The following is a 25388-nucleotide window of genomic DNA, read 5'->3' on the forward strand; positions in this document are numbered from 1 at the left end:
TAAAAAAAGTGCTCCTAAAATTGTTAGATTATGTCTAACAATTTTAGGGCACTTCATAGATTGAGTCCCAGATATTTTCATTTGTGTTGGAGTTTCTTATAAAGTATTCCTTCAGGAAGTGAGGTAACAATTAAAGTAAGTAAAACTGGATAAATAATGAAATAAAATATGTGAGGCAGAAGAGAATATACATTTTGCTGTATTATGACTGCCATGAGAATCGCTACTTCAAGTATGTAAATTCCTGGTATTTTAAACTTTTTATGGATAGAACCCTCTTCGGGAACTGAAATAATAATCAAAATAATTAAAACTGAGCAAACTACATAATAGGGTGTAGAGGATAAAATGGTATATTTACTTTGCTCTACGATAATGTCGATTAAAATCATTACTGCAAATAGGTACATTCCTTGTGATAGGTAATGTATTACTTTTTTCATTTATTGGAGTCCCCATTTAACAAGTGAACCTTTGTTGCTTAATTTAATCCATACCCCTCTGTTAGATGGAATCTCTCCAATTAACGTACTGAGAGCTGAAGAAATAAATGTGGCTGTACCCGTGGAAAGACCAGCTGTGGCAGCTACAGAGGCAATGGAAGCTGCTACAGCACCCACTCCCACGGCTTTTGCAATTTTAACAATAGCTGAATTAAGATAAACTGTAAATCCAGTACTGTTAGTCTTTATATATGTCCCACCTTGGCGTAGCATATCCTGTCTTAGAAGAGCTATTCTCTCTGATTCAGGAATCTTAGCGTATGCTTCTGGATTGTTTTCTTTTAGAGCATCTAAAATTTGACCATTACTAATGCTGATATATTTATCAGGAATAGTAATTTCTTCATTTACGTTGTTAACTGTGTCTGCTTTTGCAGTAATTACACCAATAGAATTAGTTCCTAACATTAGTAGTGTAGCTCCTGAAATAACAAGTTTGTTCATTAAATTCATAATATATAGTTCCTCCTTTATTTTCTGATAGGATACTAGGTCAAAAAATAAATAGATTTTATCTAGAATTTTATCTTTTATTTTTTAGTAGCCCTATAACACCTTTTATTATGAAACCGATTTCTTTATAATTAAAGAAAGGAGTTCTTTCGAAAGAGCTGCTTTCTATCTTTTATGGGGGAAGGGGGAAATTATGAGAATGTCTGAAAAATTGAAATATCAAAGAAAAAAAAGCGGATTTTCACAAGGCGACGTTGCTAAAAAGTTGAATATTACTAGGCAAGCAATATCTCAATGGGAAAGAGGAAAAAGCTGCCCCGACTTAGAAAATTTGCATTTAATATCAGGTATTTATCATGTTGATTTATCTTATTTTTTTGATTAAGTATATAGAAAAGAATTACGATTATTACAAAAGAAGGCACTTCTCATTTTGATTAGAGAAGGCCTTCTTTTTTGCTGTTCTTTCTGAATTGAGAGGGACTCATATTAAATCTAATATAGAATTCTTTCCTAAATTGATGGTACGTAGAGAATCCACAATTATCGATGACCTGCATTATTTCTATATTAGTATTTTTTAGGTAATCTTCGGCGTGTTTCATTCTTACATTGGTTAAATATGTATAAAATGTTAAACCGGTTTGCTTTTTGAAAAAATCTGAGAAATAAGCTGGAGATAAGTGAATGTAGTTTGATATTTCCTTTAATGTTATGGGCGTAGAGTAGTTACTTTCAATGTAACCTATGGCTTGCCCCATTCTTTTGTGATATTTAAAGTTTTTTGCGGCAGATTTAGAGGTCAGAGTTGTATAGAAGTAAGTAGTCAAAAGATAAAGCAAATCAAATAGGGATGATAATCCAGATAAATAAGCATTTGCTTTATGGTTTTTATTAAGAAAGAAATCCATTCTAACGATATCATCCTTTAATTGAGTTATTGCTGGATGTTGATTATTGATCATAAAGTGATAAGTCGAAAAATTTGGAATGAAATTGATTAAAAAATCGTAGGATATTTGTAATACATAATTTTGAATATGCGTTGAAGAACTCGTTGTTGAATGAATATCATTGGAATTAATAATATAGACACTTCCTGGATTTAATTCGGTAACTGAATTATTATCAAATATTTTTACATTACCTTTTATTAGATAAATAATTTCAACGTCGTCGTGATAGTGAGGGACGATGTACGAATGGTCAGTCGATTTGGGATGTTGATCACTCATATATATTTTAAAGGGAATATTAGGTAAAAGATTAATTAATTCATGTTGGACATTATCCCGATTTTCATTATTATTTTTTAACATTTTACGATCTCCAAAATCAATTTAGAATCTTGAATTAATTATAGCTTTATAAAAATCGAAATATAAGTACAATATTTACCAAACTAATGGGCTAATTTATATCTGGATAGATGCTAGAATTATCAATTGTAAGCGATAACAATAACTTACAAAATCATTAGGCCTAATGATTAATTAGAAAAAGGGGCAAAAAGATGATAAAAAATAAACACAGTTTTTTATTTAAAGCCTCCATACTTGGGATATCTATTGATACAACGGCAGCGGGTGTTATTTCAGGAGCTATTCCCGTTATTAAAGATAGTTTTCCAGGAGTGGCTTCATCAGCTATTGAATCTATCACGACTTTACCTAGCTTGGCAATTTTAATATTTGTCGCCATTAGTCCTTTAGTAACAAAGAAAATTGGGTATAAGAATACAGCATCTTTAGGACTATTAATTTCATTTATTTCCGGAATTGCTCCGGCATTTATAAATAGTATCTATGGAATATTAGTTTGTCGTTTCCTGTTTGGAGCCGGAATCGGATTGTTAAATCCTCTATCATACAGTATAGTTTCGTACTTCTACGAAGGAGACGAGCGTGCCCAGATGTTTGGCTTTATAGGTACAGTTTCAAATTTAGCAAGTACGTTGTTAACTATGTTAGCGGGAATATTACTTCAAATTAGTTGGAGATTTAGTTTTCTAACATATTTCATACTTTTAATTGTCTTGCTATTGGTTATTGCCTTTCTACCTAAGATGAACATTCAACAAGAAAATAAAAAGATAAGTATAGTTAAAAGCTTAAAGAAGTTAAACGGAAAAGTATTTGCATTTTGTGCGGCTATGTTTTTTATGCAGTTTATCTTTATGACATTAATGATTAAATTGTCATTGTTGATTACGGATGTCGGTTATGGAACAGCCACTTCAGCTAGTTTCATATTAAGTTTCACATCTTTAACTGGGATGATTGTTGGGGTCTTATTTGGAAAAGTTCATCAGTTATTAGGTTCGAAAATGTTCCCATTGTTCATCTTGATTCTTAGTGGAAGCAGTATCCTGATTACATTTTCGAAGAATCTATTGTTCACAGGCGTTCTAGTAATTATTATGGCTGCATCATTCACATTTTTATCACCATATATGTTTTTAAGAATTTCAGAATTATGTCCTAAGGAGTTAACTAATTTTTCTAATTCGTTAGCTTTGGTATTTATCAATATCAGTGTTTTCTTAACACCTTATATTCAACAAATAATCGGTGATGTAATTGGAAATCAAACTCCAGCCGCTGCCATGATAACAAGTGGTGTTGTTGGATTAGTAGTACTTATCGTTGTAATTTGGAATTCATTCGGTATGCAAAAGGATTCATTAAAAAATAAAGTAAATTAATTATGTATAATTCATTTCGTCCAGGACAAGTTTGGTTAGATACAGATGGTAACAGAATTCAAGCACATGGTGGTTCTGTTATGTATATAGATGGTACATACTATTGGTACGGTGAAAACAAAGAGAAGTCAGATGGTGAGAATGGAATTTGGCAATGGGGTGTTCGTTGCTACAGTTCTCAAGATTTGTATAATTGGAAGAGTGAAGGAATTATTATTCCAGCTAATACTGATGATCCAGAATCACCATTCTATTACAAGAATCAAATGGATCGTCCACATATCATCTATAATAAGAAAACAAAGAAGTATGTCTGCTGGGTCAAAGTAATGCATAAGGATGATACTCAAACAGAAACAGTTTTGACGGCTGATAGCATTCTTGGACCATACACAATTGTTAACGAGGATATTTCTCCATTAGGTATGAGTGCTGGTGATTTCGATTTGGCTGTTGCTCCAGATGGAAAAGGCTATTACTACTTTGAAAGAGTCCATTCAGAAACAATTTGTGCCGATTTAACTGATGACTACACTGATCTAACAGGTTATTACACAACTCACTTCCCACATCGTTTCCCACCATATGTACGTGAAGCCACAGCTCATTTCATTAGAAACTATAAACATTATTTGTTGACTTCAGGTACTACTGGATACTTCCCAAGTCCTTCAGAAGTTGCTATTGCCGATACATGGCATGGTCCTTACACTGTTTTGGGTAATCCTAGTCCTCAAGACACAACAAAGACTTCATATTATTCTCAAGTAACTTCAGTCTTTAAGGTACAAGGAAAGAAAGATTTATATATTGCTTGCCAAGATCGTTGGTTACCTAATGAAATGAATCGTAAGTATGAAGATTATGCTAAAACATTTGAACAATTCTTCAATCCAGCAATGAAAGATACAAAGCCTGATAATTTGGATGATGTAGTTGTTGCGAATACATCAATTGCAGATTATGTATGGTTACCAATTAGATTTGTTGGAGACAGACCATATATTGATTGGCATGATGAATGGTCTCTAGATGATTATGAATAATCAATAAAAAATATAGCAGTGATTTCACTATGGAATCACTGCCTTTTTTGGAGGTAGTTAAATGTCATTTAAATTTCAAATTAATGAGAATATAAAATTTACACGTAATAAAAAATTTTTAGAAAAGGCAGAAGAGAGTAAAACAGCTTTAAATTACGAAAAATATAAACCAGTTCGTTGTATTGAGGCGAATTCTTCTACAGAAATAAAAAACGTAAATCACCAAATTGAAGATTTGCATAGTAAGCAATTTGGACGGGATGACAGTATTATTTTAGATTTTGGTGAACATCACGTTGGCAGATTTTCTATTGATATCAATAGAATTGGATCAATGATGGATGCACCTTTGACGATAAAATTTCAATTTGCGGAAATTTCTAGTGAACTATTGAGTAATCCAAATGAATATGACGGATGGTTATCTCGCTCCTGGATACCAATAGAAACTTTTCATATTGATGAATTACCTTGTAAGTTACATTTACCAAGAAGATATAGTTTCAGATATGTAAAAATTACTGTAATAGATACTTCACCAAAATGGAAGATAGAATTAAATAATCCGATTGTTGAAGCACAGAGTGCAATTTCGAATAGAGAACTATCAAATATGGAATTGTCGGGAAGTACTCAATCGTTACAAAATATTGAAAAAGTTAGTCTAAAAACCTTGGCAGAGTGTATGCAAGATGTATTTGAAGATGGGCCTAAGCGAGATCAAAGATTGTGGCTTGGGGATTTACACTTGCAAGCATTAGCTAATTATTCGACTTTTAAGAAAAACTCATTAGTTAAAAGATGTTTGTACTTATTTGCAGGAATGACGACTGAAGATGGAAAAGTTAGTGCAAATATTTTTACTAGCAAAGATGAGGTACCGGACGATACTTTTTTGTTAGATTACAGTTTGTTTTTTGTAAGTACGTTAAAGGACTATTTGAAAAATACTCAAGATCAGGAAACTGTTAGAGAACTTTATCCAACAGCTAAAAAGCAAATTGATCTAGCACTCGCATGTGTTAATGGAGATGGAAAACTGATGATTCCAGACGAGTGGCCGTCATTCATTGATTGGGGAGATGGTTTTGACAAAATCACTGCTACTCAGGGCGTACTTATTTATGTGTTAAAAGATTTTTTGGAATTAAGTAAAGATTTGATGATTGAAGTTGATGATGAATATAATAAAAAATTACAACTCTTATCTGATTATTCACGAAAGAAATTGTATGACTCTTCTAGACAATTATTTATTTCGGGTGAGAAGGCAGAGTTAAATATTTATAGCCAAGTATGGATGATTCTGGCAGGAGTATTTCCTGAAAATATTGAAAAATCAATCATGCTTGCTACGTATAAAAAATTCTTTCCTATTAAAAATATTGAAACCCCGTATATGTATCATTATGTTGTAACGGCATTATTGAAAGCTAATATGAGAGCAGAGGCCATCAATTTAATAAACGATTATTGGGGGTCTATGATCATTAATGGTGCCGATACTTTTTGGGAAGCATACAAACCTGATGAACCAAACTTTTCTCCGTATGGAAGTTCCTTAGTTAATAGTTATTGTCATGCTTGGTCTTGTACCCCGGTTTATTTAATTAATAAATATCGTCTTTGAGTGAAAATTTAAACGTTTTCTTTAAAAAATGAAAATTATAATTTTTCTAATAACTCCTCTAGATTAAACCAGACTTTAATTCTATACTGGTTTTATATAAGGGAGGGAACGAAATGAAAAATCCAAGTTCCGATTGTACTGAAATTCTAGTTGGTAAAGCCGCTAGTATGGATGGTTCCACTATAGTTGCCCGTAATGAAGACGGCTATGGCCCAATTAATCCGATCAAATTTGTCGCACACGCTGCTAAAGATCAAGAAGATGCATTTTATATTTCTAAGACGACAGGTGTAAAAGTTCCGCTACCTAATCATGCTTATCGCTATACAGCAACTCCACAAGCTGATCAAAGCGATGGCCAATATGAAGAAGCTGGTATCAATGAATTAAATGTTGGTATGAGCTCAACTGAAACAACTGCTACTAATGCCCGTGTTTTGGGTTACGATCCATTAGTTCATGATGGTGTCGATGAAGAAGCTATGTTAACTTTGGTATTGCCTTATGTAAAGACTGCCAAAGAAGGCGTTCTTCGTTTAGGTGAATTACTTGAAGAATATGGTACTGGCGAATCAAACAGTATTGCCTTTAATGATAAAAATGAAGTTTGGCTTTTAGAAACAGCTGGTGGACATCACTGGGCTGCAATGCGTTTACCAGACGATGCTTATGCTATTGTTCCTAACCAAACTGTTATGGAAGAGGTTGACGTTAGCGATCCTGAAAACTATTTGATAGCAACTGATTTAATTGATTTTGTTGAAAAACATCATTTGAATCCAAATCCTGATCATTTTAATTTCCGTGAAATTTTTGGAACACAAAGTGAAGCTGATGCATATTACAACACTCCACGTACATGGTATGGTCAAAAATTATTCAATCCTGAATTTGAACAAGAACCTACATCTCAAAAGATGCCTATGGTTAGAAAACCAAGTAAGAAGATTGCAATTGAAGATGTAGAGTACTTCTTATCATCACACTATAACGGTACTAAGTATGATCCATTTGGTACTTTTGCTTCTGGTACAGCAAATGAACAACGTCAATTCCGTTCTATCGCGATGGATCGTAATCAAGCATCATCAATTCTTCAAATTAGAAATGATGTTGATGATAATCATGCCGCTATCCAATGGTTGGCATTAGGATTCTTCGCATATAGTCCATATGTTCCATTCTATACAAATATTACGGATACACCTGAGGACTATAAGAATACAACAAATGAAGTTTCAGTAGATAACATGTATTGGCTAGAAAAAACTTTGTCCGTTATGATCGAACCTCACTATCATGAATATTCAGATATGGTTCACGCATATTTGGACGCTTGTCAGTCATATGCTCGTCAAAGAATTGAAATTACTGATGAAGTAATTGATGGTTTCAATAATGATGTCTCACAATTCTTAACTTCAAGCAATATGAAGACAGCCGCTGAAGTTACAAAACGTACACATCAATTATTCAATGATTTGGTTAAAAAAGGTTTGATGCTATCCAAGACAACTTGGGAAAAGGGTCAAAACTTATAGTACTCATAGTTTGATAATTGAAGCCAATCTCAATAGAGGTTGGTTTTTTTTGTTGACTAAAATTAGATTTGATTTAAACTTTGATAATAAATCAAATTGGTGATATTCATGAAAAAAAGAAATTTATTAATGAGCCTGTGCATAATTATTTTTGGCCTTGTAATGGTGGAAGTACATTCACAACAAGAAGTTTTAGCTGCCACAAATAATCAAAGTCAAAAGCGGCAGGTACCAACGCTTTTCTTTCATGGCTTTGGTGGCACAGTACATTCAATGGACTATTTAATCGATCAATCTCAAGCTGATGGTTATGCTACAAGAACTTTAACCATTTTTGTTTCCCCTAAAGGAAAGCTGAGCCTTGATGGAAAATGGCCTAAGTCAGCTAAGAATCCGGAAATCCAAATTCTATTTGGTAATAATCACGAATCTGATTATCATCAGACTGCGAAGTGGATCAATTCAATTGTGAAGATGTTACATCGTAAGTATGGCGTTACAAGTTTCAATGCAGTGGCCCATTCTTGGGGTAATAACGCCGTTATGTATTATCTTGAGAAATACAGTGATAATAAGAATCAGCCCCAAATTGACTCACTAGTTAATATTGCGGCTCCAATGCAAGTTTTGAATCATAATATTTATCGTCGTAACGGTTGGCGTTATTCGCCACAATTAACAAAAGACTTTAGATCTTACATGGCCCCTGATTCAGTAATTCATAAATTACATATTCGTGAATTGAATATTATGGGACAGTTATCAATGAAAGATCACTTTGATAAGGCAGTTCCTGTATCTTCAGCTAAATCTTTGAAAAGAGTTTTCAAAGGCCCACATCAAACATATGAAGCACGTCTTTTCACTGGTCGTAGAGCCGAACATAGTGCTTTGACGAGACGAAATCCACGTGTATTACATGATATTGAAACTTTTCTTTGGGAAAGAAATAAGTAATTAAATTTACATAACAAATTCATTAATTCGTCACATTTCTTTTGTAAAGTTCTTGTTATCGAAACTTAATTAGAAATGATAGGTGACAGGATGAATTTCTTAATAATGGTAGTAATTTTTATAGTAGGACTGTGTTTGATAATGTCAGGCAGTCATATGAAAAGCAATATTATATCTAAACTATTTTATTTCGTTGGCACATTTAGTGTCCTCTTAGCAATGTATATTGCCTGGCCAAAATAAAAAGCATGTTCGTATTTTGAACATGCTTTTTTGACCTATTCAATTGAAATTAGTTGTACATTATTAACAAAATCGGATTGTTTTAATTTATCAAGTAAATCATCAATCGTACCATTTAAATGACCAATATCTAAAGAGATCACAACAGTAGCAATATTATGGATAGGAATATTTTGATTGATAGTTAGAATACTGGCATTAGACTCGGAAATGTCCACCAGTACTTTAGATAGAATTCCTTGTTCATGATGCAACATCATTGAAATGACAGCTTTACGATCGTTCATTTCTTCATCAGGTAGAAAGACTAAGTCCTTATATTTATAATAAGTACCACGACTGATACCGACCTCTTTTACGGCTTCACTAACGTTGTGGACTTTTCTCGTTTCAAGCAGATTACGTGCTTTAATTACTCTATCAAAGGATTCAGGAAGAATAGAACTGTCGACAATATAGTATTTTTCCATTGCTATGCTCCTTAATTGTACTTCATATCACTTAAATTATATCATTCAACGAAATCCATTTTAGCAAAATTTCAAAAATAAGTTGTTCAACTGTATAAGTCCGCAAATTTTTGCTATTCTAAGGTTGATTGGAGATGTTAATTTGAAAACGTTAATAATTGTTTCTCATCCGGAAATAAATAACTCGCAAACGCAGCAATTCTTGATGCAAGGAGCAAAGTTATTTGATGTTACATGGCATCATGTCGAAGGATTGAAAAAAATTGATGTCGATAATGAACAGAAGTTGTTAAGAGATGCCGACAGAATTATTTTTCAATTTCCGCTCTATTGGTATGCTGCTCCAGCGGGCTTAAAAGATTGGGAAGATAAGGTTTTGACTCGGAACTTTATTTACGGTGATGGTAATGACAATTTACGTGATAAGGAATTCGGAATTGTTGTCAGCACCGGTATGCCACTTAAGGAATTTAGACGAGGCGGGACCGAAAACATTACAATTGATCAAATCATGGCACCGTTACGTGCTATTGCAGATCGTGCTAAAATGCAAAATTTGCCAGTTTTCGTTATTTCACAATTTCAATATTTAAAAGAAGAACAACAGATGCAAACTTTGATTGATTATCAACGTTATCTAACTCAGAAGTATCCTGATACGTTAACTAATCGTCAAGAATGGTTTGAACAGGAATTTGCTGATCGGTTGAAGACTTTCGATGAAACAAACTGCACTGAGTGCGAAACAATTTTGAATACATTTATTCAGCAAAAAGAAGATTTAAGTCAGTTGAAGAGTACCATTAGTCTGATCAAGCAAGGGGAGGACGAATAATCATGGCAGAAGATACTGGAATTTGGTTAAGTAAAGAACTCTCCAAATTAGCAGATAAACAGAAGGCTTATGAGAATCGTGCTTTTTTAACAGCTATGAAAAAGGTTGTTGAAGAGCAAAATGATCGTATGAAATTACTACAGGGTGAAGTAGATGGGCGTCTATGGAATCATGAGCAATGGTAAAAAAATAACATCTAATAAGGTTTGTCATACATATTCTTTGTGTGATAAATATATTAGATGTTTTTTAAAACTTTATGTTTGTTATCTTGTTAATTATATAGTAACATGTAGTAGAAAGTTGAGGGTGAAATAAATGAGATATATTATAACTGGTGCTACAGGTCATTTAGGTAATCATATTTTTAATGAATTAATCAAGTTGGTCCCTAGTTCTTCAATAACTGCTGGAGTCCATACGGTTTCAAAAGCTGACAAATTAGCTCAAGCAGGTGCTGAAGTTGTTGGTATAGACTTTTTTAATGAAGATAGCTTAATTAAGGCCTTTCAAGACAAAGATGTTTTAATTTATGTTCCAAGTAAGAGCCATGATAGTTACAGTCGGATAACTGAACTAGAAAATGTTTTACAAGCCGCTAAGAAGGCATCGGTTGGTCACATTTTGGCAATGGGCTTTATTGCAGATCAGGTTAACAACCCATTTGACTTGTCGGCGTTCTATGGATATTTGCCAAGAAGATTAGCTGAAACAGAAATTCCTTACACAATTATTAGAAATGGACTCTATGCTGATCCATTAGTTCCGTATTTGCCAGAATTGGTTGAACGTCATAACGTTATCTATCCTATGAAAGACCAAGCTTTATCTTTTATTAGCTTAGATGATAGTTCTAAAGCTTTTGCGAAAGTTGCTGCTACAAAGTCTTTACTTAAGGATGGTCGTATCTATACTTTGACACAATCAAGAAACTATACGATGCCACAATTGGCTCAAGTCTTATCAAAAGTTGCGAATGCTGAAATTGGTTATCAACCAGTCAGTTTGGATGAATTTGGAGCCATGTATAATGAGGGCAACGAAGGTCATATGTTATCTTCAATGTATAAAGCAGGTGGTATGGGACTTCTTGATGAGGTTAGTTCTGATTACGAAGAAATTATGGGACATCCGGCAACTGATTTAAAGGAATTTTTGCAAGCAAATTATCAAAATAATTAAAAAATATTCTTATTTTAAATAAAATTTTGTCACTTGGCATAGAATTGTTGTAACATATTCAACATACTGTGAGGAGTGATAGCATCAAAAATTCAATACAAACAAGGGTAATCGGACTAGTAAGTGGCCTGATACTAAATGCTTTTGGCAACGGCTTGTGCATAACAGCTGATATGGGAAGTGGCTTGTGGACGGCCGCCGCCGTTAATTTAAATAAATGGTTTGCTTGGAATACCGGATTAATCTTATTTGCATTCGGTGTCATCAATGCGATAACTAATCAATTTTTAATTAAAAAATTCGATGGTAAGAGATTGATTGGACAAATCTTATATGTTCTATTTTTTAGCTATTTTGTTAATGTTTTTACTGATTTACTGACATACGCGGGTGTTCCCAACTTGCCAATTGTCGTTAGAACAATCCTATCTTGTTTAGGAGTTGTCTTCTTCTGTGTCGCCATATCTTTATACCAGAGAGCTAATATTGTAATGCATCCCAATGATGATACGACAAATATTCTCAGATTCTTCTATTTGAATGGTAATTCAACCAAAGCCCAGATTATTGATTTTCTACCACCAATTATTATTATTCTAATTGCTGCGGTCGGCATTCATAATGTCTATTCAGTCAATATTGGAACACTATTCTCATTTATCTTTAATGGTATTTTGATTGCTTCGGCTGACAAGCTTATTTGGCCACAATTGAAACACAATTTTAAAACGCAAACTGATTAATATTTTCTTTTAGACTGAAATTTTTTACTATAAGTCGTATAATGTAAATACAAGATATAGAAACCGCTTACATAGAGCGATATCTTGCGAGAGATTTTAATAATTAATTAGGTGGTGCGTATTGATGAAATTAAATGACAATACAGAGGCAAAGAGAATTCTATCGGAGCTATATACCGATATTAATAATAATAAAGAAATCGATAAAAACGACTATAGTAAAGATTTTGTTTTGAAAACATATAATTTGTTAGATAAGAATTATTCAGAAACATACTTATTTGGTCGTTTGCGAGATGATCGTCAGGTTCAAAGCGTTTTGAAGCATATGGATAATGGTTCAGAATATCAAGAAAGCATTGATCAACTTTCTCGTAATTTAGGTTATGCGGTCAACTAAATATAAAAATGGCAACGTGGGGTTGCCATTTTTTACGGTTGAATTTTAGTTGCAAATGCAACAAAATGATTGTACAATACCTTTATTGAAAGCGAGGTAGTCTGGTGGTAGAAATTTTGCGGTCAATTGGTGTAATTGCACGTTCCTTAGATTCAATTAGCAACATTGAATTTAAGGATTATGATCTAACTAAGGGGCAATATTTATATTTAGTAAGAATTTATGAGAATCCTGGTATCATTCAAGAAAAGTTAGCTGGAATGATTAAGGTTGATAAGACAACAGCTGCTAGAGCCATTAAAAAATTGGAAAAAAACAATTTCATTGTCAGAAAACAATCGGTTGATAATAAAAAAGAGAAAAAATTGTATGTGACCGACAAGGGTAAAAAGGTTTATCCGGTTATTAATCGAGAAAATGTTTATTCTAATCAAGTGGCCTTAAAAGGCCTAGATGCTGCGGAACAAAAGCAGATTTTAAAGCTATTGAAAATAGTCGAAAATAATATAGCGTCCGATTGGGAATATGTTAAGAAAGGTAATAAGAGAGAATATTGAGAATTAGACAGTGCAACCTAGATGACTTAGAGGTTCTTCAGAATTTAAGTAGAGAGACTTACACAGCTACTTTTGGCCAGGATAATACAGAAGAGAATTTGAATGCTTATTTGGAAGAAGCTTACAATACTGAACAGCTTACTTCTGAATTAACGAATCAAGATTCAAAATTTTACTTCATTTATCAGGACGAACAATTAGCTGGTTATATGAAACTTAATATTTTATTAGCCCAATCAGAACAAATGCCTGATAACTATTTAGAAGTGGAACGAGTTTATTTTAAAACAGCTTATCAACATTTAGGATTAGGAACCAAAGTATTTGAATTTGCCGAAGAACGTGCCAAAGAATTATCAAAAGATAATATTTGGTTGGGGGTTTGGGAATTCAATTATCCGGCTCAAAAATTCTATCAAAAGATGGGTTTTGAAAGATTTAGTGAACATAAATTTGTTATGGGAGATTCAGTACAAACTGATTTCCTAATGAAAAAGGATTTGAGGGTAAGATAATGACAAAGGTAATCGTTGATCAAAAATTTTGGGAACTATTTCCTGATGCACAAATTAGTACTTTGGTAATTCATCAAATAAATAATCATGTTGATGAAAAAGATGATCCATATTTTGCTAAATTGTTGAGTGATGGTGCGGAAGAATCAAAGAAATTCATTAATGAGGAAGTTTTCCGCGAGAGTGAAGTAGTAGACCAATGGCGTCAAGCTTTTCGTGAATTCAAGACTAAAAAAGGTGCACGTTGTTCAATTGAAGCTTTGTTGAAACGAGTTAGCCAAGGAAGAACATTTTCACCAATTAATCCACTAGTTGATATTTATAACAGTGTTTCTTTGAAGTACGCAGTACCTTGTGGTGGTGAGAACTTAAATGCTATGTCAGGTGATTTACATCTTGGAGAAGCTCAAGGTGGCGAAGGCTTTAAACCATTAGGTGCTGATGAAGATGCTCCGGCTTTACCAGGTGAAATTATTTATTATGATAATGATGGTGCCATCTGTCGTTGCTTGAATTGGCGTGAGGCTCAAAGAACAATGTTAACTGAAGAAACAACGGATTCAGTTTTGGTTATCGAGGCCATTAATCAAGAACAGGCTCAAAGAGCTAATGAAGCAATTAAAGAATTAAAGCAATTGATTGAAGATTATTTCCATGTAGATGGGAAAATAGAAATTTTGACGAAGAACAATTCAGAAACAGATGAATTGTAATACAAATTTAAAAATTCACCCCATAATTGGAGTGAATTTTTTGTTTAGTTTTCTATTTGAATATTTTTCTGATCATTATCGACCATTCCGAAGACTAATATAAGAATACCGATAACTAATGAGCCGACGAAATAGGAAAAAATAGTTGAAATACTTAAATTAATACTTAATGAGAAGCCAATTAAGTAAGGTCCAATGGTAGCGCCAATACGTCCAATTGATTGAGTGAATCCGATACCGACGCCACGAATGTTCATAGGATATTGTGTTGGTGTTAAAGCAATCAGAATTCCCCAGGCTCCCAGAGTAAAGAAGGAAAGTAGACAGCTGCTGAATACAACCATAAAGACATTTTGCGCAGTTCCAAATAGAAAAGCTCCGATAATTGTCCCAACTAAATAGATCCCCAAAACTTTTTTACGACTCAATTTACCCATTAGATAGGCTGCTATAAAGTAACCAGGCAATTGAGCAAAACTCATTATTAATGTATAACCAAAACTGTGGACGACTGAGAATCCTCGTTTGATCAGTACACTTGGTAACCAAAGGAACATACCGTAGTAGGTGAACATAATGATAAACCACAACAAACTTAAACAAACAGTGGCACGACGATATTTTTTAGACCAAATTTGATTTAATGCAGTACGCAAGTTTAAACGTTTATTTTTAACGTTAGTTTGCTCTGGTAAATGGCGACGAATTACCAAAGTGTATAGAGCCATAATGGATGTGGCGATAACTGTAAATCTCCAACCATATAGTGGCATGAAAAGGAAGGCTAGAAGGGAGGCCAAAATCCAACCGATTGCCCAAAAACTATCAACTAAAATCAACATCTTGGAACGTCTGTGACCAGAGAAGGAATCAGCGATAATAGTTGTGGCAACAGGTAATTCACCACCAAGACCAACCCCAGTAATGAAGCGAACAAGCATAAATTGTTCAACGTTAGTTGTTAAAGCCAGTACCAAATTACTAACGGAAAAAATTAAGAGCGTAATAATGATAATATTCTTCTTACCAAATTTATCAGCTAGATAACCGAATAATATAGCACCGAACATCATACCGACAGTAGTAATAGAACTGACTAATCCAATTTGGTTGTCGTTCAAAAACCATTCTTTTTTGATCAGTGGCATGATAAAAGATAATAAGGCTACATCGGCTGCATCAAAAAGCCAGGCAGTTCCGATGACCATTAAAAGTTTAAGGCCACTCTTTTCTTTTGTTTGTGTGTCCAAAACAGTAAATACCTCCTAAATTTATAAAGACAAATAAATAATATTATTAAAGGTAAAAGTTACCTTTAATAATGCAAAACAAAGACTATCATTAGTCTTATTTAGGGTCAAGCGATTCACGCAACTTGTACAATTTTGCAGGGCGACCACTCTTACCATGTTCAGTTCCAATTTCAACAAAAAGATGTGTATGGGTCTTACGAAAATTAGAATTATCAATGGTTTGATAGGGTTGTTTCCAAAATGTTGAGTAGACCTCACGTGCTTCTTTGAGGGTGAAATCATCACCTAAAATCAAAAGGATTGTGGGTAAATAATTCAAACGATTTGTAATTCTTTGAAAAGCGTTACGCAAAATCAAAGCATGATCGGCGCTAAGATGCTTGTCATCATTGTATTCTGCTAGATGTTCATAAAAATCTTTATCGGATACTTTTTCACTTAAAGTTTTGAAAGTTAAATTATTATGTTCCAATAAGAAACAGTCTTGATCGTAATTAACATTGAACCATGCAACTTCTTTCGCTCCATAACCAGCTGTTAGTTCAGGCATATAAGGCAAGTAAGTCATGTAACTTAAGGCAATTTCGCGGTCTTGTACTGTACGGTTAACATTACTGAAAGTGGCTAATTGTTCAGTATAAAAGTTAGGCAATTGAATACCAATTTTTTCATTGATCAATCGTAAAGAGGCTTCCTCAGCATCTTCATTGGCACGTAGCATTGTTGTAGGCAAGCCCCATTTGTCAACATTAGGTCCGAGAGAATTTTTAACTAGGAGAATTAATACTTTATTATTAGTAGTATCGAAACTCCAGATGATATTAACGACACTGATTTTTAATTGATCGTCGGTTGCTGTATCTGTCATACTATTGACTCCATTCTAGATATGCCCTCATTATAATTTACTTGTTGTACAGTTCCAACGTTTTGACGAGTTTATTCTTGTTTATTTATCCAAAAAAATATATAACGTACGCAGAGATTGAAAGAGGTCTCTATGTGATGGATATTCTCCAATTCAGCAGAGTCCAATTGATCCACCACATTAAGGCTCTGCTTCATAGCGACCAACAGTCGTTTATGAGGGGGAAAATATTATGAAAAAACTCGTAAGAAATAGCATGCTAGTAGGGGCAGCTGTTTTAGGAATTGGTTCATTGGGTGCAGTTGCTCAAGCAGCAACGACACCAGTTACAAGTACGGCTACGGCTGACATAACGCCTGGAACGATTACTTTAAGTTCGGCCCCTGGTTTCCAATTTGGTACAGTAGCAGCTTCAGCAAACGATATTTCGTATACATCAACTTCCACATCGGGAGTCTTAGATATTGCTGATGCTGGTACCGGTACTGGATATACTGTAACTGTTGCAGCATCACCATTCACGGCAACAGGCGGTGCGGCTTTAAAGAATGCACAACTAATATTAGATAATAAAGAAGCAACTCCTATTAAGGCGGATGATGCTGATAATGTATCAACACCTCCAACACTTGTTGCAAATCTTACACTATCAAGCTCACCAGTAACTGTTCTTAGTGCTGCAGCTGGTAGTGGTGTAGGTGCTTATACTGGAACATATGGTGCTACTGATGCTTCACTTAAGGTCCCAGCTGGTAATATTGGCGGATCCTACAGTTCAACATTAACATGGACATTAGCTAATGCACCTGCTTAAATATAAAAATTGAGGGCTTGTAACTTAATTGTTGCATGCTCTCTTTTTTTCTTCGGGAGATGATATTTTGAAGAAGCGTATTTGGATTTTTATGCTGTTTTTAATTAGTGTCATAACCTTTGGCTGCTTGGGTACCCAGAATGTTTTAGCCGCTACCTCAGAAGCTCAACCAGCAGTGACTTATAATATTGTGCCAGAACTTTCAAATGATCAGATAGATAAAAAAGTTGGTTATTTTGATTTGAAAGTGACGCCAAATCAAAAGTTACAAGCTAAATTTAGGATTAACAATAACGATACTAAAACGCATACTTATACTGTAATGGTGAACCGCGCATCGACTGATACCAATGGGGTAATAGTCTATAACGAACATAATGTTAAAGCTGATTCATCTTTGAAATACGATATTGAAAAATTAGTTACATATCCTAAGAGCGTCACCGTTGATGCAAAATCCTCAAAAGAGGTAGTCATCGATATTAATGCTCCTAAAGGAAATTTTGATGGCGTATTGTTAGGTGGTATCTTTATCGAACAGGATAATCAAGTCAGCAAGAGTAATGCTAAAGGTGTAACGCTGAAAAATAAGTATAATTATGTTTTAGGGCTACAGTTAAGACAAAGTACTGCTACAGTTGAGCCAAATTTGAAGTTGGTCAGAGCATATGAAGATACTAAAAATGGTCAGATTACAGTCAACGCACTATTAGATAATGATGTGCCAAGATTGGAAGAAAAAGTTGATATTAAGGCAAAGGTAACATCAGAAAATAATAGTAAGGATGTTATCTTACAATCGGAAAAATCAAATATGTCGATTGCTCCGAATAGTTACTTTGCTTATCCAACCAATGTTAATACTGTTATTGGTACTAACAAAGATAAGAGGTTAAAGCCAGGTACTTATATGCTGTATTTGAATGTGAAGGCTAATGATGGTCAAAATACTTGGAAACTCCAACGTAAATTTACGGTTACTGGTAAGCAAAGTCGTGAAATCAATAAGAAGACACCAGTTAAAAATAGTCATGCTAAATCCAATATGGCTATTATCGAAACAGTTGCTGCAATTATAGTGGTTGCTGGATTAGGTGTTTGGTATTATAAGAAACACAGGAAGTAGAATATCTTAAAAATAAAGGACCCAATAACCCAAATGAGTTATTAGATCCTTTATTTTTTTCTTGTTTTTTGTATTTGGCTAAAATACATTAATTAGAACTGTACCTGAGACGACTAAGAATAGCCCGGCAATTGAGTAAATTGATAGTGTTTCATGGTAGAAAACAATACCAGCAATAGTGACTAGAATTAGGCCAACGCTACCCCATGTAGCGTATGTAAGACTAAGTGGTAGTCTTTTAAGGACGTGGGAAAGAACAAAGAGACATATAAAATATGACATTAAAGTTCCCACTGTAGGTAAGAGGTTGGTAAAGCCATCTGTTTTCTTCAAAAGTGAAGTTCCCAAAACTTCAAAACCGATGGAGACCAACAATAGTAAGTAGTTCATAAGCATTTCCTCATTCGAAATTTCTTTCAATATCATACACGAATTTAAACAAAAAAACACCAATTATTTTTAAAAATAGAAAAAATTTTTTCACAAATTCTAATACAAATGAAAAGGTTTACAAATGTCGATATTGTGATAATCTGAACTAGAAAGCGAGGGATTGTAATGGCAGATTATAAATTTTTGAAACCATACACGTTTGAGAAGAAGGGTATTACGGTAAAAAATCGTATTGTTATTCCACCAATGACCGAGGAAATGAGTTTTTCAAATGGTGAAGTAACATCAGATGAATTACGTTATTATCATATGCACAGCGGTGGTGCTGGGATATTTGTGACTGCTGTTGCCAATGTTAATGCGCTGGGCAAAGGCTTTGAAGGTGAACTTAGTGCCGAGGATGATAAGTTCATACCTAGTTTAAGAAAATTGGCTTCAGCTATGCATGTGAATGGCACCAAGGCAATTTTACAAATATTTAGTGCTGGTCGTATGTCTTCAACTGCTATTTTAAGAGGGCAACAACCAGTCAGTGCTAGTGCCGTCAAAGCAACGAGAGATAATTCAGAAGTACCACGTGAATTAACGGAAGAAGAAATTGAACAAACAATTAAGGATTTTGGCCAAGCCACAAGACGTGCAATTGAAGCAGGGTTTGATGGGGTCGAAATTCATGGCGCTAATACATATTTGATTCAACAATTTTTCTCACCACATTCTAATCGTCGAACTGATAAATGGGGTGGTTCAGTTGAAAAGAGAATGACCTTCCCATTGGCAGTGGTTGATGAAGTAGAAAGCATTATTGAAAAATATGCTGATAGACCATTTTTGATGGGTTACCGTATTTCTCCAGAAGAAATCGAAGATCCAGGCATCAGATTTGAAGATACATTGGAATTGGTTGATGCCCTGAAGGAGAAGCCACTCGATTACCTTCACGTTTCAATGGGAGATGTTTGGAGGAAATCGCTTAATGATAAATCCGTTACTACACCATTGAATCTAACTATTAAAAAGCATATTGGCGACTTACCATTGATTGGTGTCGGCGATATTCAAACACCCGCTGACGCTGAAAAGGTTGTCGACGAAGGTTTAGACTTTGCGGCTATTGGTCGTGAGAGTTTACGTGAACCACATTGGGTTCAAAAAGTTATTGCTGGTGATGAAGATGCTATTCGTTACACTATTGCTCCAGCAGATCATGAAGAGCTAGGTCTCTATGGTACTTTCTGGGACTTTTTAATTACAGCTTTTCATTCAGGCTTGCAATTGAGCAGTGAACCACATACAGAAGAGAATCGTAAAGAGTTTAGTGGTATCTTGGATCACATATTTGGTGGTGGAAAATAAAACCTAGAGCTGTCCGAAAGGATGGCTTTTTTTATAAAAAAATTCTAATAAAAAGTTATATCAAACAGCTAATTGACAGTAATAGGGACCTATATTAATTTTGTTAGTAAATATTTAATTGTTATAGGGGATTGCTAAACTTGTTTGAGAATGATTGGAAATTATTTAAACTGCAATTAAAAATGATTATGCAAGAAAAGATTGTTTTCTTTTATACCTTAATAGTGCCAATAATTATAGCTTTTTTGAACAATAATCTTAATTTTCGGGGAAATGAAGTTTTGTATATTTATTGGGCATATATTGTTGTAACGACGGTCTTGAATGGCTTTCTAATGAATCTAATTCGAGTCCGAGAAAGTGGCTTTTTTAGGCGACCGTCAAATTTGATTGATTCTAATTTTTCGATTTTGTTTACAGCATTTTTTGTTCAATTGTTTGTCATTCAAATACAGATCTTTATTTTTAATTTGGTGATCGATTGTTTTATTACGCCAGTGTCACCATATACGTTCTTATATGGATTCTTAGTTTCATTTTTAACAACAATTATTAGTATTTCGATGATGTCCTTACTACTACTATTTAAATGTAAGCAAAGAACCTTCTATATGATTATAAATTTGTTTCTATTCGGTGGTTTACTATTATTGAGTGCTCGTCCAGAAGGAGTATGGAATTATATTCTGACAATGATCAATCCTTTTCAATTTATTTATGCACTTTATTCAGTACCGTGTATCATTAATTCCTTCAGTTTGATTTTAGGAGCATTTACTATTTGTTATATGTTAATCGGAATTATTGTTTTAAGTCGTTTAACTAAAAAAGATGATTAACTCATTTTAAAATAAAATATTCCATATCTCTTAAAAAGGAGATATGGAATATTTTTTGTTCGACCATTATAGATGGAATTCCAGCAAATAATGTATTGTATTGAGTTCATTTATAAAGGAAATTGTTGGTGAAGCAAAAGTATTTGAATTTGAAAAAATCTAACTGATATGGCATCAAGAATCTTTTTACAATATCCAGTCGTTGTTAGGAATATCAGGACGATTACGTTAGCCGTTCTAATTATATTAATAGAAATTCTTCCAAACATGATTTTAAGGAAAAATATATTCTTCCCAACTATTCTTCATTCAGATTTGGATGTTCTTTTGTTGCTATCAACTATTTGGAATTGATTTAAGAAAATACCATTAGTATTGTTAATCTTTTTAATTATATACAGGAAGCAATAAATATTTCAAAATCAAATAAACTTTGCCAATAAAAGGATATAACATATAAATATATGAATTGATTTTTAATTCTAATACTGGGGGAATCAAAAAATGCAAAACGATATATTAGAATACTTAGAAAATGAAACAGCCTTTATTAATTTAGATGATATTAGTAGTATCTTTACAGCCAAGGATATTGCTAAGAAATTTAGTATAAAAAGAAATACAGCAAGCCATTATTTAAATGAATTAAATAAAAGTGGAGTTTTAGTGAAAATTGAATCACGTCCAGTCTATTATTTTGATAGAAAAGTATTCGAATCACAAAATTTTGCACTGGATAAGAATATTTATAAGTCTATTGAATCCCTAAAAAACGAAAAACCTATGATTCTTAATAAAAATAATCTTTTTTCGATGTTAATTGGGCATGACAAGAGTCTAAAACCTGTTATTGAACAAATAGAATCAGCATTATACTATCCAGATAATGGGTTGCCTGTAATATTGACGGGGGAGAGTGGAACTGGAAAAACATATATGGTTCATCTAATTTATCAGTATTGTTTAAATAATGGATTGATTGATGACGATGCTCCTTTTATTTCTGTCAATTGTGCACAATATGCTAACAATCCTGAACTTCTTACTAGTAATCTATTCGGATATGTAAAAGGAGCTTTCACTGGTGCTACAGAGGATAAAAAAGGAGCGTTCGAAAGCGCCGATAGAGGGATACTATTTTTAGATGAAGTGCACCGTTTGAACTCCGAAGGACAAGAAAAATTATTCACTTTTCTAGATCAAGGTATTATCTATAGAGTCGGAGACACTAATAGTCCTATAAAATTAAAAATAAGATTATTTTTTGCTACAACTGAAAGTTTGAGTGGTGACTTTTTAACAACCTTTGTTAGGAGAATCCCAATCCAGATCAGCCTTCCCTCCCTTAGTGACCGTAGTAGGGATGAAAGACTTGAACTTATATATTCATTTTTCTTAAATGAACAAAGGAAAATAAAAAAAGAGATTACTGTGACTGGTCAAACTCTTAATTTGTTATTGAATCAATCTTATGGGGGAAATATTGGCGAACTAAAAAGCAATATCAAGGTAACTACCGCTAGAGCAATCTCAAAACAAATAAAAAGCGAAATTATCGATATCAGTATTTATTCACTGCCAAAAAGAGTTTTAATGGATGCTGATAATACAGGAGAATTGTCCAAGCAAGATTCAATTCATTTGACTAGCGATACTGAATTAGAGGATTTGTTAGTTGAACAAAGACCCCAACAGGAAAGAATTATCAAGTCTTATGAGAGAATAATACAAATATTTCAAAGAAATAATCAATCATTAGAGCATGCGATTAATGAAATTAAGGAAGAAGTCGAGACGCTCTTTGAATTTTTAATATTTGAAACTAATTTTAAGGAAAATCATGAGCCATTAACATATTTGACAAAATATACGAGAAATATTTTAAATCAGATGGAATCCTCCTACCAGATACATTTTAACGGTAATAGCGTAAATGCAATAAGTTATTATATATTCCAAAGAATCAATTGTAATTGGACGATAGAAGATGATGGAATCAAAGAAATAATCATTAACCTAGAAGAACAGATCAAAAATACCTATCCAAATAGTTTTAATTATGTAAAGAGAATTCTACAACTATGCAAGCCAAAAATGGATATAGATATTCAACCAATGGACATAATAGTATTGACTCTACATTTATCCAAAAATGAATGGAATAAAAAAGCGGGAATTCCTAAAGCAATAATTGTGGCTCACGGTTATGCAACTGCCAGCAGTATTGCTGATGTTGTAAACACTTTCCTAAAAAAAGACTTATTTGAATCATTTGATATGCCAATAAGTATCTCGCCAAGAGAAATAGCAGATGAAATACTCGATTACAGTAAAAAAAATGATATTTCAAATGGATTAATTATTTTGGTAGATATGGGATCTCTCAAAGATATTTATCAATATTTTCCAAGTCAAATAAAAGCACCAATTGTGATAATGAATAATGTAACGACGCCATTAGCTATAGCAGTTGGAGAGCAGATTCAAAAGAAACTTTCCTTAAAGAAGCAGGTTGAACAATCACTTAAACAAATAAAGATGGACTACAAAATTATTTATCCAGATGTACATAGGGACAAAATGATTATAACTACGTGTCTAACGGGGATTGGTACTGCCACTAAAATATCTTCCCTCATAGAAAAAAGTTTACCTAGCTCAATTTCATTAAAAGTACTACCGTATGATTTTGCAGCTCTAAAGGATAAAGGGCAAGTTAAGACTCTTTTTTCAATGTATGATTGTTTAGGAATCATCGGTACTGATAATCCCATGATAGAAAAATTGCCATATATTTCTCTAGAAAATCTGATATCTGGAGAAGGAATAAATACACTGTGCTCGTGGGTTTCAAATTACTTTACTCCAAAAAAATTGATGGAATTTAATGATAATATTATCCGTAATTTTTCTTTGGAAAAGGTTATGAATGTTGTTACGATTTTAGACACAGATAAAGTGGTTAAAGAAGTTGACGTATTTCTTAAAAAGATACAAGAAATAGGAGATTATCATCTAACTAATGCTAAAAAATTAGCTATATATATACACGTTAGTTGCTTAATAGAAAGATTAGTTAGAAATTCTCCCATAAAATATTATGGGGGGTATTCAGAATTAGAGAAGTGTCAAAAAGATAAGTTAAATAAAATAAAATTAGCATTTAGTGTCATAGAAAACGATTATAGTGTCAAAGTTCCAAAGCCCGAAATTGCATATGTTTATGATTTGATTTTTGGAAAGACTGACAGTTCAACAAAAGATGAAGACTTCTAAAAAATATTAACGGCGTGCCATTAAGTTGGCACGCCGTTTGCTTATATAAAAGTGTAAAGGGGAGATGATCAAATATGGAAACGAGAATTGTATTGGCATCTCATGGCAAATTTGCTTCTGGTATCTTAAGTTCTTTGAAATTGCTTTATGGGAATACCGAGTCTGTAACCGCAATGGATTGCTATATTGATCCAAAATATGATTTACAAAAAAATGTAAAGAAAGTGATAGATGAAAACAGTGATAATAGATTACTAGTAATTACGGATATTCTTGGTGGGAGTGTTAATAATGAATTTCTAAAATATATAAAAAAGTCTAATTTTTATCTAGTTTCTGGATTGAATCTCCCATTTCTTTTAGAACTTATGACACAAATAACGGAGACTAGTGATTTAGAATTACTGATAAAAAACGTTTTGGATAATTCAAAAGAATCAATCCAATTTTGTAATGAAAGTATAAAAAGAATTAATAAAGAAGAAGATTTTTAATTTGAGGAGGGAAAAATAATGATTGTATTAACCAGGGTTGATCATAGACTGCTACATGGACAGGTCGCATTTTCTTGGACATCGCATTTGTCAGCAAATTGTATATTAGTTGCTAATGATGCGGCATCATCTGACCAAACGAAAAAGACCATTATTAAATTGGGAAAGCCAAGTGGCGTCAAATTAGTTATTAAAAATATCGATAATTCAATAAAAGCTATTAATAGTGGAGTGACTGACAAATATAATCTTTTTATTGTTGTAGAAACTATTGATGCCGCATACAAACTTATTAAAGGCGTGGATGCCATTAAAGAACTTAATCTAGGCGGTACCAAATTTGAAGAGGGAAAGGAATCGTTATCAAGTGCTGTATTTGTTACACCGGATGAAAAAAAGGAGTTAGATGATTTAGTTTCAGACGGAATAAAAGTTTATACCCAACAAGTTCCTACCGATAAGAAAAAAGATATCTAA

At 33.3% G+C, this 25388-nt stretch carries 28 protein-coding genes; 21 read left to right on the forward strand and 7 right to left on the reverse strand.

All coding sequences use genetic code 11. The features are described 5' to 3' along the window. Positions 1 to 77: 77 nt before the first annotated feature. Together FC97_RS02260 and FC97_RS02265 are read right to left on the reverse strand one after the other, a co-directional pair. A complete protein-coding gene (locus tag FC97_RS02260) occupies positions 78 to 443 on the reverse strand; it encodes a hypothetical protein (protein ID WP_056967724.1) in 366 nt (121 codons plus the stop codon). Continuing rightward, the gene (locus tag FC97_RS02265) at positions 444 to 956 is read right to left on the reverse strand and encodes a hypothetical protein (RefSeq protein WP_054643734.1); all 513 of its coding nucleotides are present in this window, start codon (positions 954 to 956) and stop codon (positions 444 to 446) included. It abuts the gene before it with no gap. 193 nt (positions 957 to 1149) lie between these two features. Between FC97_RS02265 and FC97_RS02270 the strand changes: the two genes are divergently transcribed. Then, positions 1150 to 1341, forward strand: coding sequence for a helix-turn-helix domain-containing protein (locus FC97_RS02270; RefSeq protein WP_054643735.1), 192 nt, complete (start codon positions 1150 to 1152; stop codon positions 1339 to 1341). 52 nt (positions 1342 to 1393) lie between these two features. On the opposite strand, the gene FC97_RS02275 is transcribed toward FC97_RS02270, so the two are convergent. Then, positions 1394 to 2275: a helix-turn-helix domain-containing protein gene (locus FC97_RS02275; protein WP_054643736.1), complete on the reverse strand. Its 882-nt coding sequence runs from the start codon at positions 2273 to 2275 to the stop codon at positions 1394 to 1396. A 194-nt stretch (positions 2276 to 2469) separates the two neighbouring features. On the opposite strand from FC97_RS02275, the gene FC97_RS02280 reads away from it, so the two are divergent. The 5 genes from FC97_RS02280 (at position 2470) to FC97_RS02300 (ending at position 8834) form a co-directional block, all read left to right on the forward strand. Next, entirely contained in the window at positions 2470 to 3660 is a 1191-nt protein-coding gene (locus tag FC97_RS02280; RefSeq protein WP_056967725.1) for an MFS transporter, read from the forward strand. 2 nt (positions 3661 to 3662) lie between these two features. Beyond that, positions 3663 to 4706: a family 43 glycosylhydrolase gene (locus FC97_RS02285; protein WP_173585314.1), complete on the forward strand. Its 1044-nt coding sequence runs from the start codon at positions 3663 to 3665 to the stop codon at positions 4704 to 4706. 61 nt (positions 4707 to 4767) lie between these two features. After that, a complete protein-coding gene (locus FC97_RS02290) occupies positions 4768 to 6336 on the forward strand; it encodes an alpha-L-rhamnosidase-related protein (RefSeq protein ID WP_054643739.1) in 1569 nt (522 codons plus the stop codon). A 113-nt stretch (positions 6337 to 6449) separates the two neighbouring features. Beyond that, a complete protein-coding gene (locus FC97_RS02295) occupies positions 6450 to 7877 on the forward strand; it encodes a C69 family dipeptidase (protein ID WP_054643740.1) in 1428 nt (475 codons plus the stop codon). Between the two features lie 108 nt (positions 7878 to 7985). Then, entirely contained in the window at positions 7986 to 8834 is an 849-nt protein-coding gene (locus FC97_RS02300) for an alpha/beta fold hydrolase (protein ID WP_054643741.1), read from the forward strand. A 278-nt stretch (positions 8835 to 9112) separates the two neighbouring features. Here the strand turns inward: FC97_RS02300 and FC97_RS02305 are convergent, their stop codons facing one another. Further along, positions 9113 to 9547, reverse strand: coding sequence for an ACT domain-containing protein (locus tag FC97_RS02305; protein WP_054643742.1), 435 nt, complete (start codon positions 9545 to 9547; stop codon positions 9113 to 9115). A 142-nt stretch (positions 9548 to 9689) separates the two neighbouring features. On the opposite strand from FC97_RS02305, the gene FC97_RS02310 reads away from it, so the two are divergent. From FC97_RS02310 to FC97_RS02345, 8 genes are all read left to right on the forward strand, one after another. Further along, entirely contained in the window at positions 9690 to 10382 is a 693-nt protein-coding gene (locus tag FC97_RS02310; protein ID WP_054643743.1) for an NAD(P)H-dependent oxidoreductase, read from the forward strand. 2 nt (positions 10383 to 10384) lie between these two features. After that, entirely contained in the window at positions 10385 to 10567 is a 183-nt protein-coding gene (locus tag FC97_RS02315; protein WP_054643744.1) for a hypothetical protein, read from the forward strand. A 133-nt stretch (positions 10568 to 10700) separates the two neighbouring features. After that, positions 10701 to 11564, forward strand: a complete 864-nt coding sequence (locus FC97_RS02320; protein ID WP_054643745.1) for an SDR family oxidoreductase — start codon at positions 10701 to 10703, stop codon at positions 11562 to 11564. A 110-nt stretch (positions 11565 to 11674) separates the two neighbouring features. After that, on the forward strand, positions 11675 to 12307 hold the full coding sequence (locus FC97_RS02325) for a DUF6198 family protein (RefSeq protein ID WP_082604725.1): 633 nt from the start codon (positions 11675 to 11677) through the stop codon (positions 12305 to 12307). Positions 12308 to 12431: 124 nt separating this feature from the next. Continuing rightward, positions 12432 to 12707 carry a hypothetical protein gene (locus tag FC97_RS02330; RefSeq protein WP_025086376.1) on the forward strand — a complete coding sequence of 92 codons (276 nt, stop codon included), beginning with the start codon at positions 12432 to 12434 and terminating at the stop codon, positions 12705 to 12707. Positions 12708 to 12811: 104 nt separating this feature from the next. Continuing rightward, entirely contained in the window at positions 12812 to 13264 is a 453-nt protein-coding gene (locus tag FC97_RS02335; protein ID WP_054643746.1) for a MarR family winged helix-turn-helix transcriptional regulator, read from the forward strand. Continuing rightward, complete coding sequence (locus FC97_RS02340; RefSeq protein ID WP_306424888.1) at positions 13261 to 13779, forward strand: GNAT family N-acetyltransferase; 519 nt, start codon at positions 13261 to 13263, stop codon at positions 13777 to 13779. Before FC97_RS02335 ends, FC97_RS02340 begins: the two co-directional genes overlap by 4 nt. Beyond that, positions 13779 to 14492, forward strand: coding sequence for a B3/B4 domain-containing protein (locus FC97_RS02345; RefSeq protein WP_054643748.1), 714 nt, complete (start codon positions 13779 to 13781; stop codon positions 14490 to 14492). The genes FC97_RS02340 and FC97_RS02345 overlap by 1 nt, the downstream gene beginning before the upstream one ends. Before the next feature lie 44 nt (positions 14493 to 14536). Here FC97_RS02345 and FC97_RS02350 read toward each other — a convergent pair whose 3' ends face one another. Next, on the reverse strand, positions 14537 to 15700 hold the full coding sequence (locus FC97_RS02350; RefSeq protein ID WP_056967753.1) for an MFS transporter: 1164 nt from the start codon (positions 15698 to 15700) through the stop codon (positions 14537 to 14539). 139 nt (positions 15701 to 15839) lie between these two features. Beyond that, positions 15840 to 16613, reverse strand: coding sequence for an NrtR DNA-binding winged helix domain-containing protein (locus FC97_RS02355; RefSeq protein WP_056967729.1), 774 nt, complete (start codon positions 16611 to 16613; stop codon positions 15840 to 15842). 232 nt (positions 16614 to 16845) lie between these two features. On the opposite strand from FC97_RS02355, the gene FC97_RS02360 reads away from it, so the two are divergent. Next, positions 16846 to 17427, forward strand: a complete 582-nt coding sequence (locus tag FC97_RS02360) for a WxL domain-containing protein (RefSeq protein ID WP_054643749.1) — start codon at positions 16846 to 16848, stop codon at positions 17425 to 17427. A 67-nt stretch (positions 17428 to 17494) separates the two neighbouring features. Further along, positions 17495 to 18553, forward strand: a complete 1059-nt coding sequence (locus FC97_RS02365) for a WxLIP family cell surface protein (RefSeq protein WP_054643750.1) — start codon at positions 17495 to 17497, stop codon at positions 18551 to 18553. Between the two features lie 78 nt (positions 18554 to 18631). Here the strand turns inward: FC97_RS02365 and FC97_RS02370 are convergent, their stop codons facing one another. After that, positions 18632 to 18943: a DMT family transporter gene (locus tag FC97_RS02370; protein ID WP_054643751.1), complete on the reverse strand. Its 312-nt coding sequence runs from the start codon at positions 18941 to 18943 to the stop codon at positions 18632 to 18634. 168 nt (positions 18944 to 19111) lie between these two features. On the opposite strand from FC97_RS02370, the gene FC97_RS02375 reads away from it, so the two are divergent. The 5 genes from FC97_RS02375 (at position 19112) to FC97_RS02395 (ending at position 25388) form a co-directional block, all read left to right on the forward strand. Further along, positions 19112 to 20302: an NADH-dependent flavin oxidoreductase gene (locus FC97_RS02375; RefSeq protein ID WP_054643752.1), complete on the forward strand. Its 1191-nt coding sequence runs from the start codon at positions 19112 to 19114 to the stop codon at positions 20300 to 20302. 281 nt (positions 20303 to 20583) lie between these two features. After that, positions 20584 to 21141, forward strand: a complete 558-nt coding sequence (locus tag FC97_RS13605) for a hypothetical protein (RefSeq protein WP_146999472.1) — start codon at positions 20584 to 20586, stop codon at positions 21139 to 21141. Positions 21142 to 21645: 504 nt separating this feature from the next. Beyond that, a complete protein-coding gene (locus FC97_RS02385; protein WP_054643754.1) occupies positions 21646 to 24417 on the forward strand; it encodes a sigma 54-interacting transcriptional regulator in 2772 nt (923 codons plus the stop codon). A 74-nt stretch (positions 24418 to 24491) separates the two neighbouring features. Beyond that, positions 24492 to 24911, forward strand: a complete 420-nt coding sequence (locus tag FC97_RS02390) for a PTS sugar transporter subunit IIA (protein ID WP_054643755.1) — start codon at positions 24492 to 24494, stop codon at positions 24909 to 24911. Positions 24912 to 24929: 18 nt separating this feature from the next. Continuing rightward, positions 24930 to 25388, forward strand: coding sequence for a PTS sugar transporter subunit IIB (locus FC97_RS02395; protein WP_054643756.1), 459 nt, complete (start codon positions 24930 to 24932; stop codon positions 25386 to 25388).

The organism is Companilactobacillus kimchii DSM 13961 = JCM 10707, assembly GCF_001435445.1.
Classification (GTDB): domain Bacteria; phylum Bacillota; class Bacilli; order Lactobacillales; family Lactobacillaceae; genus Companilactobacillus; species Companilactobacillus kimchii.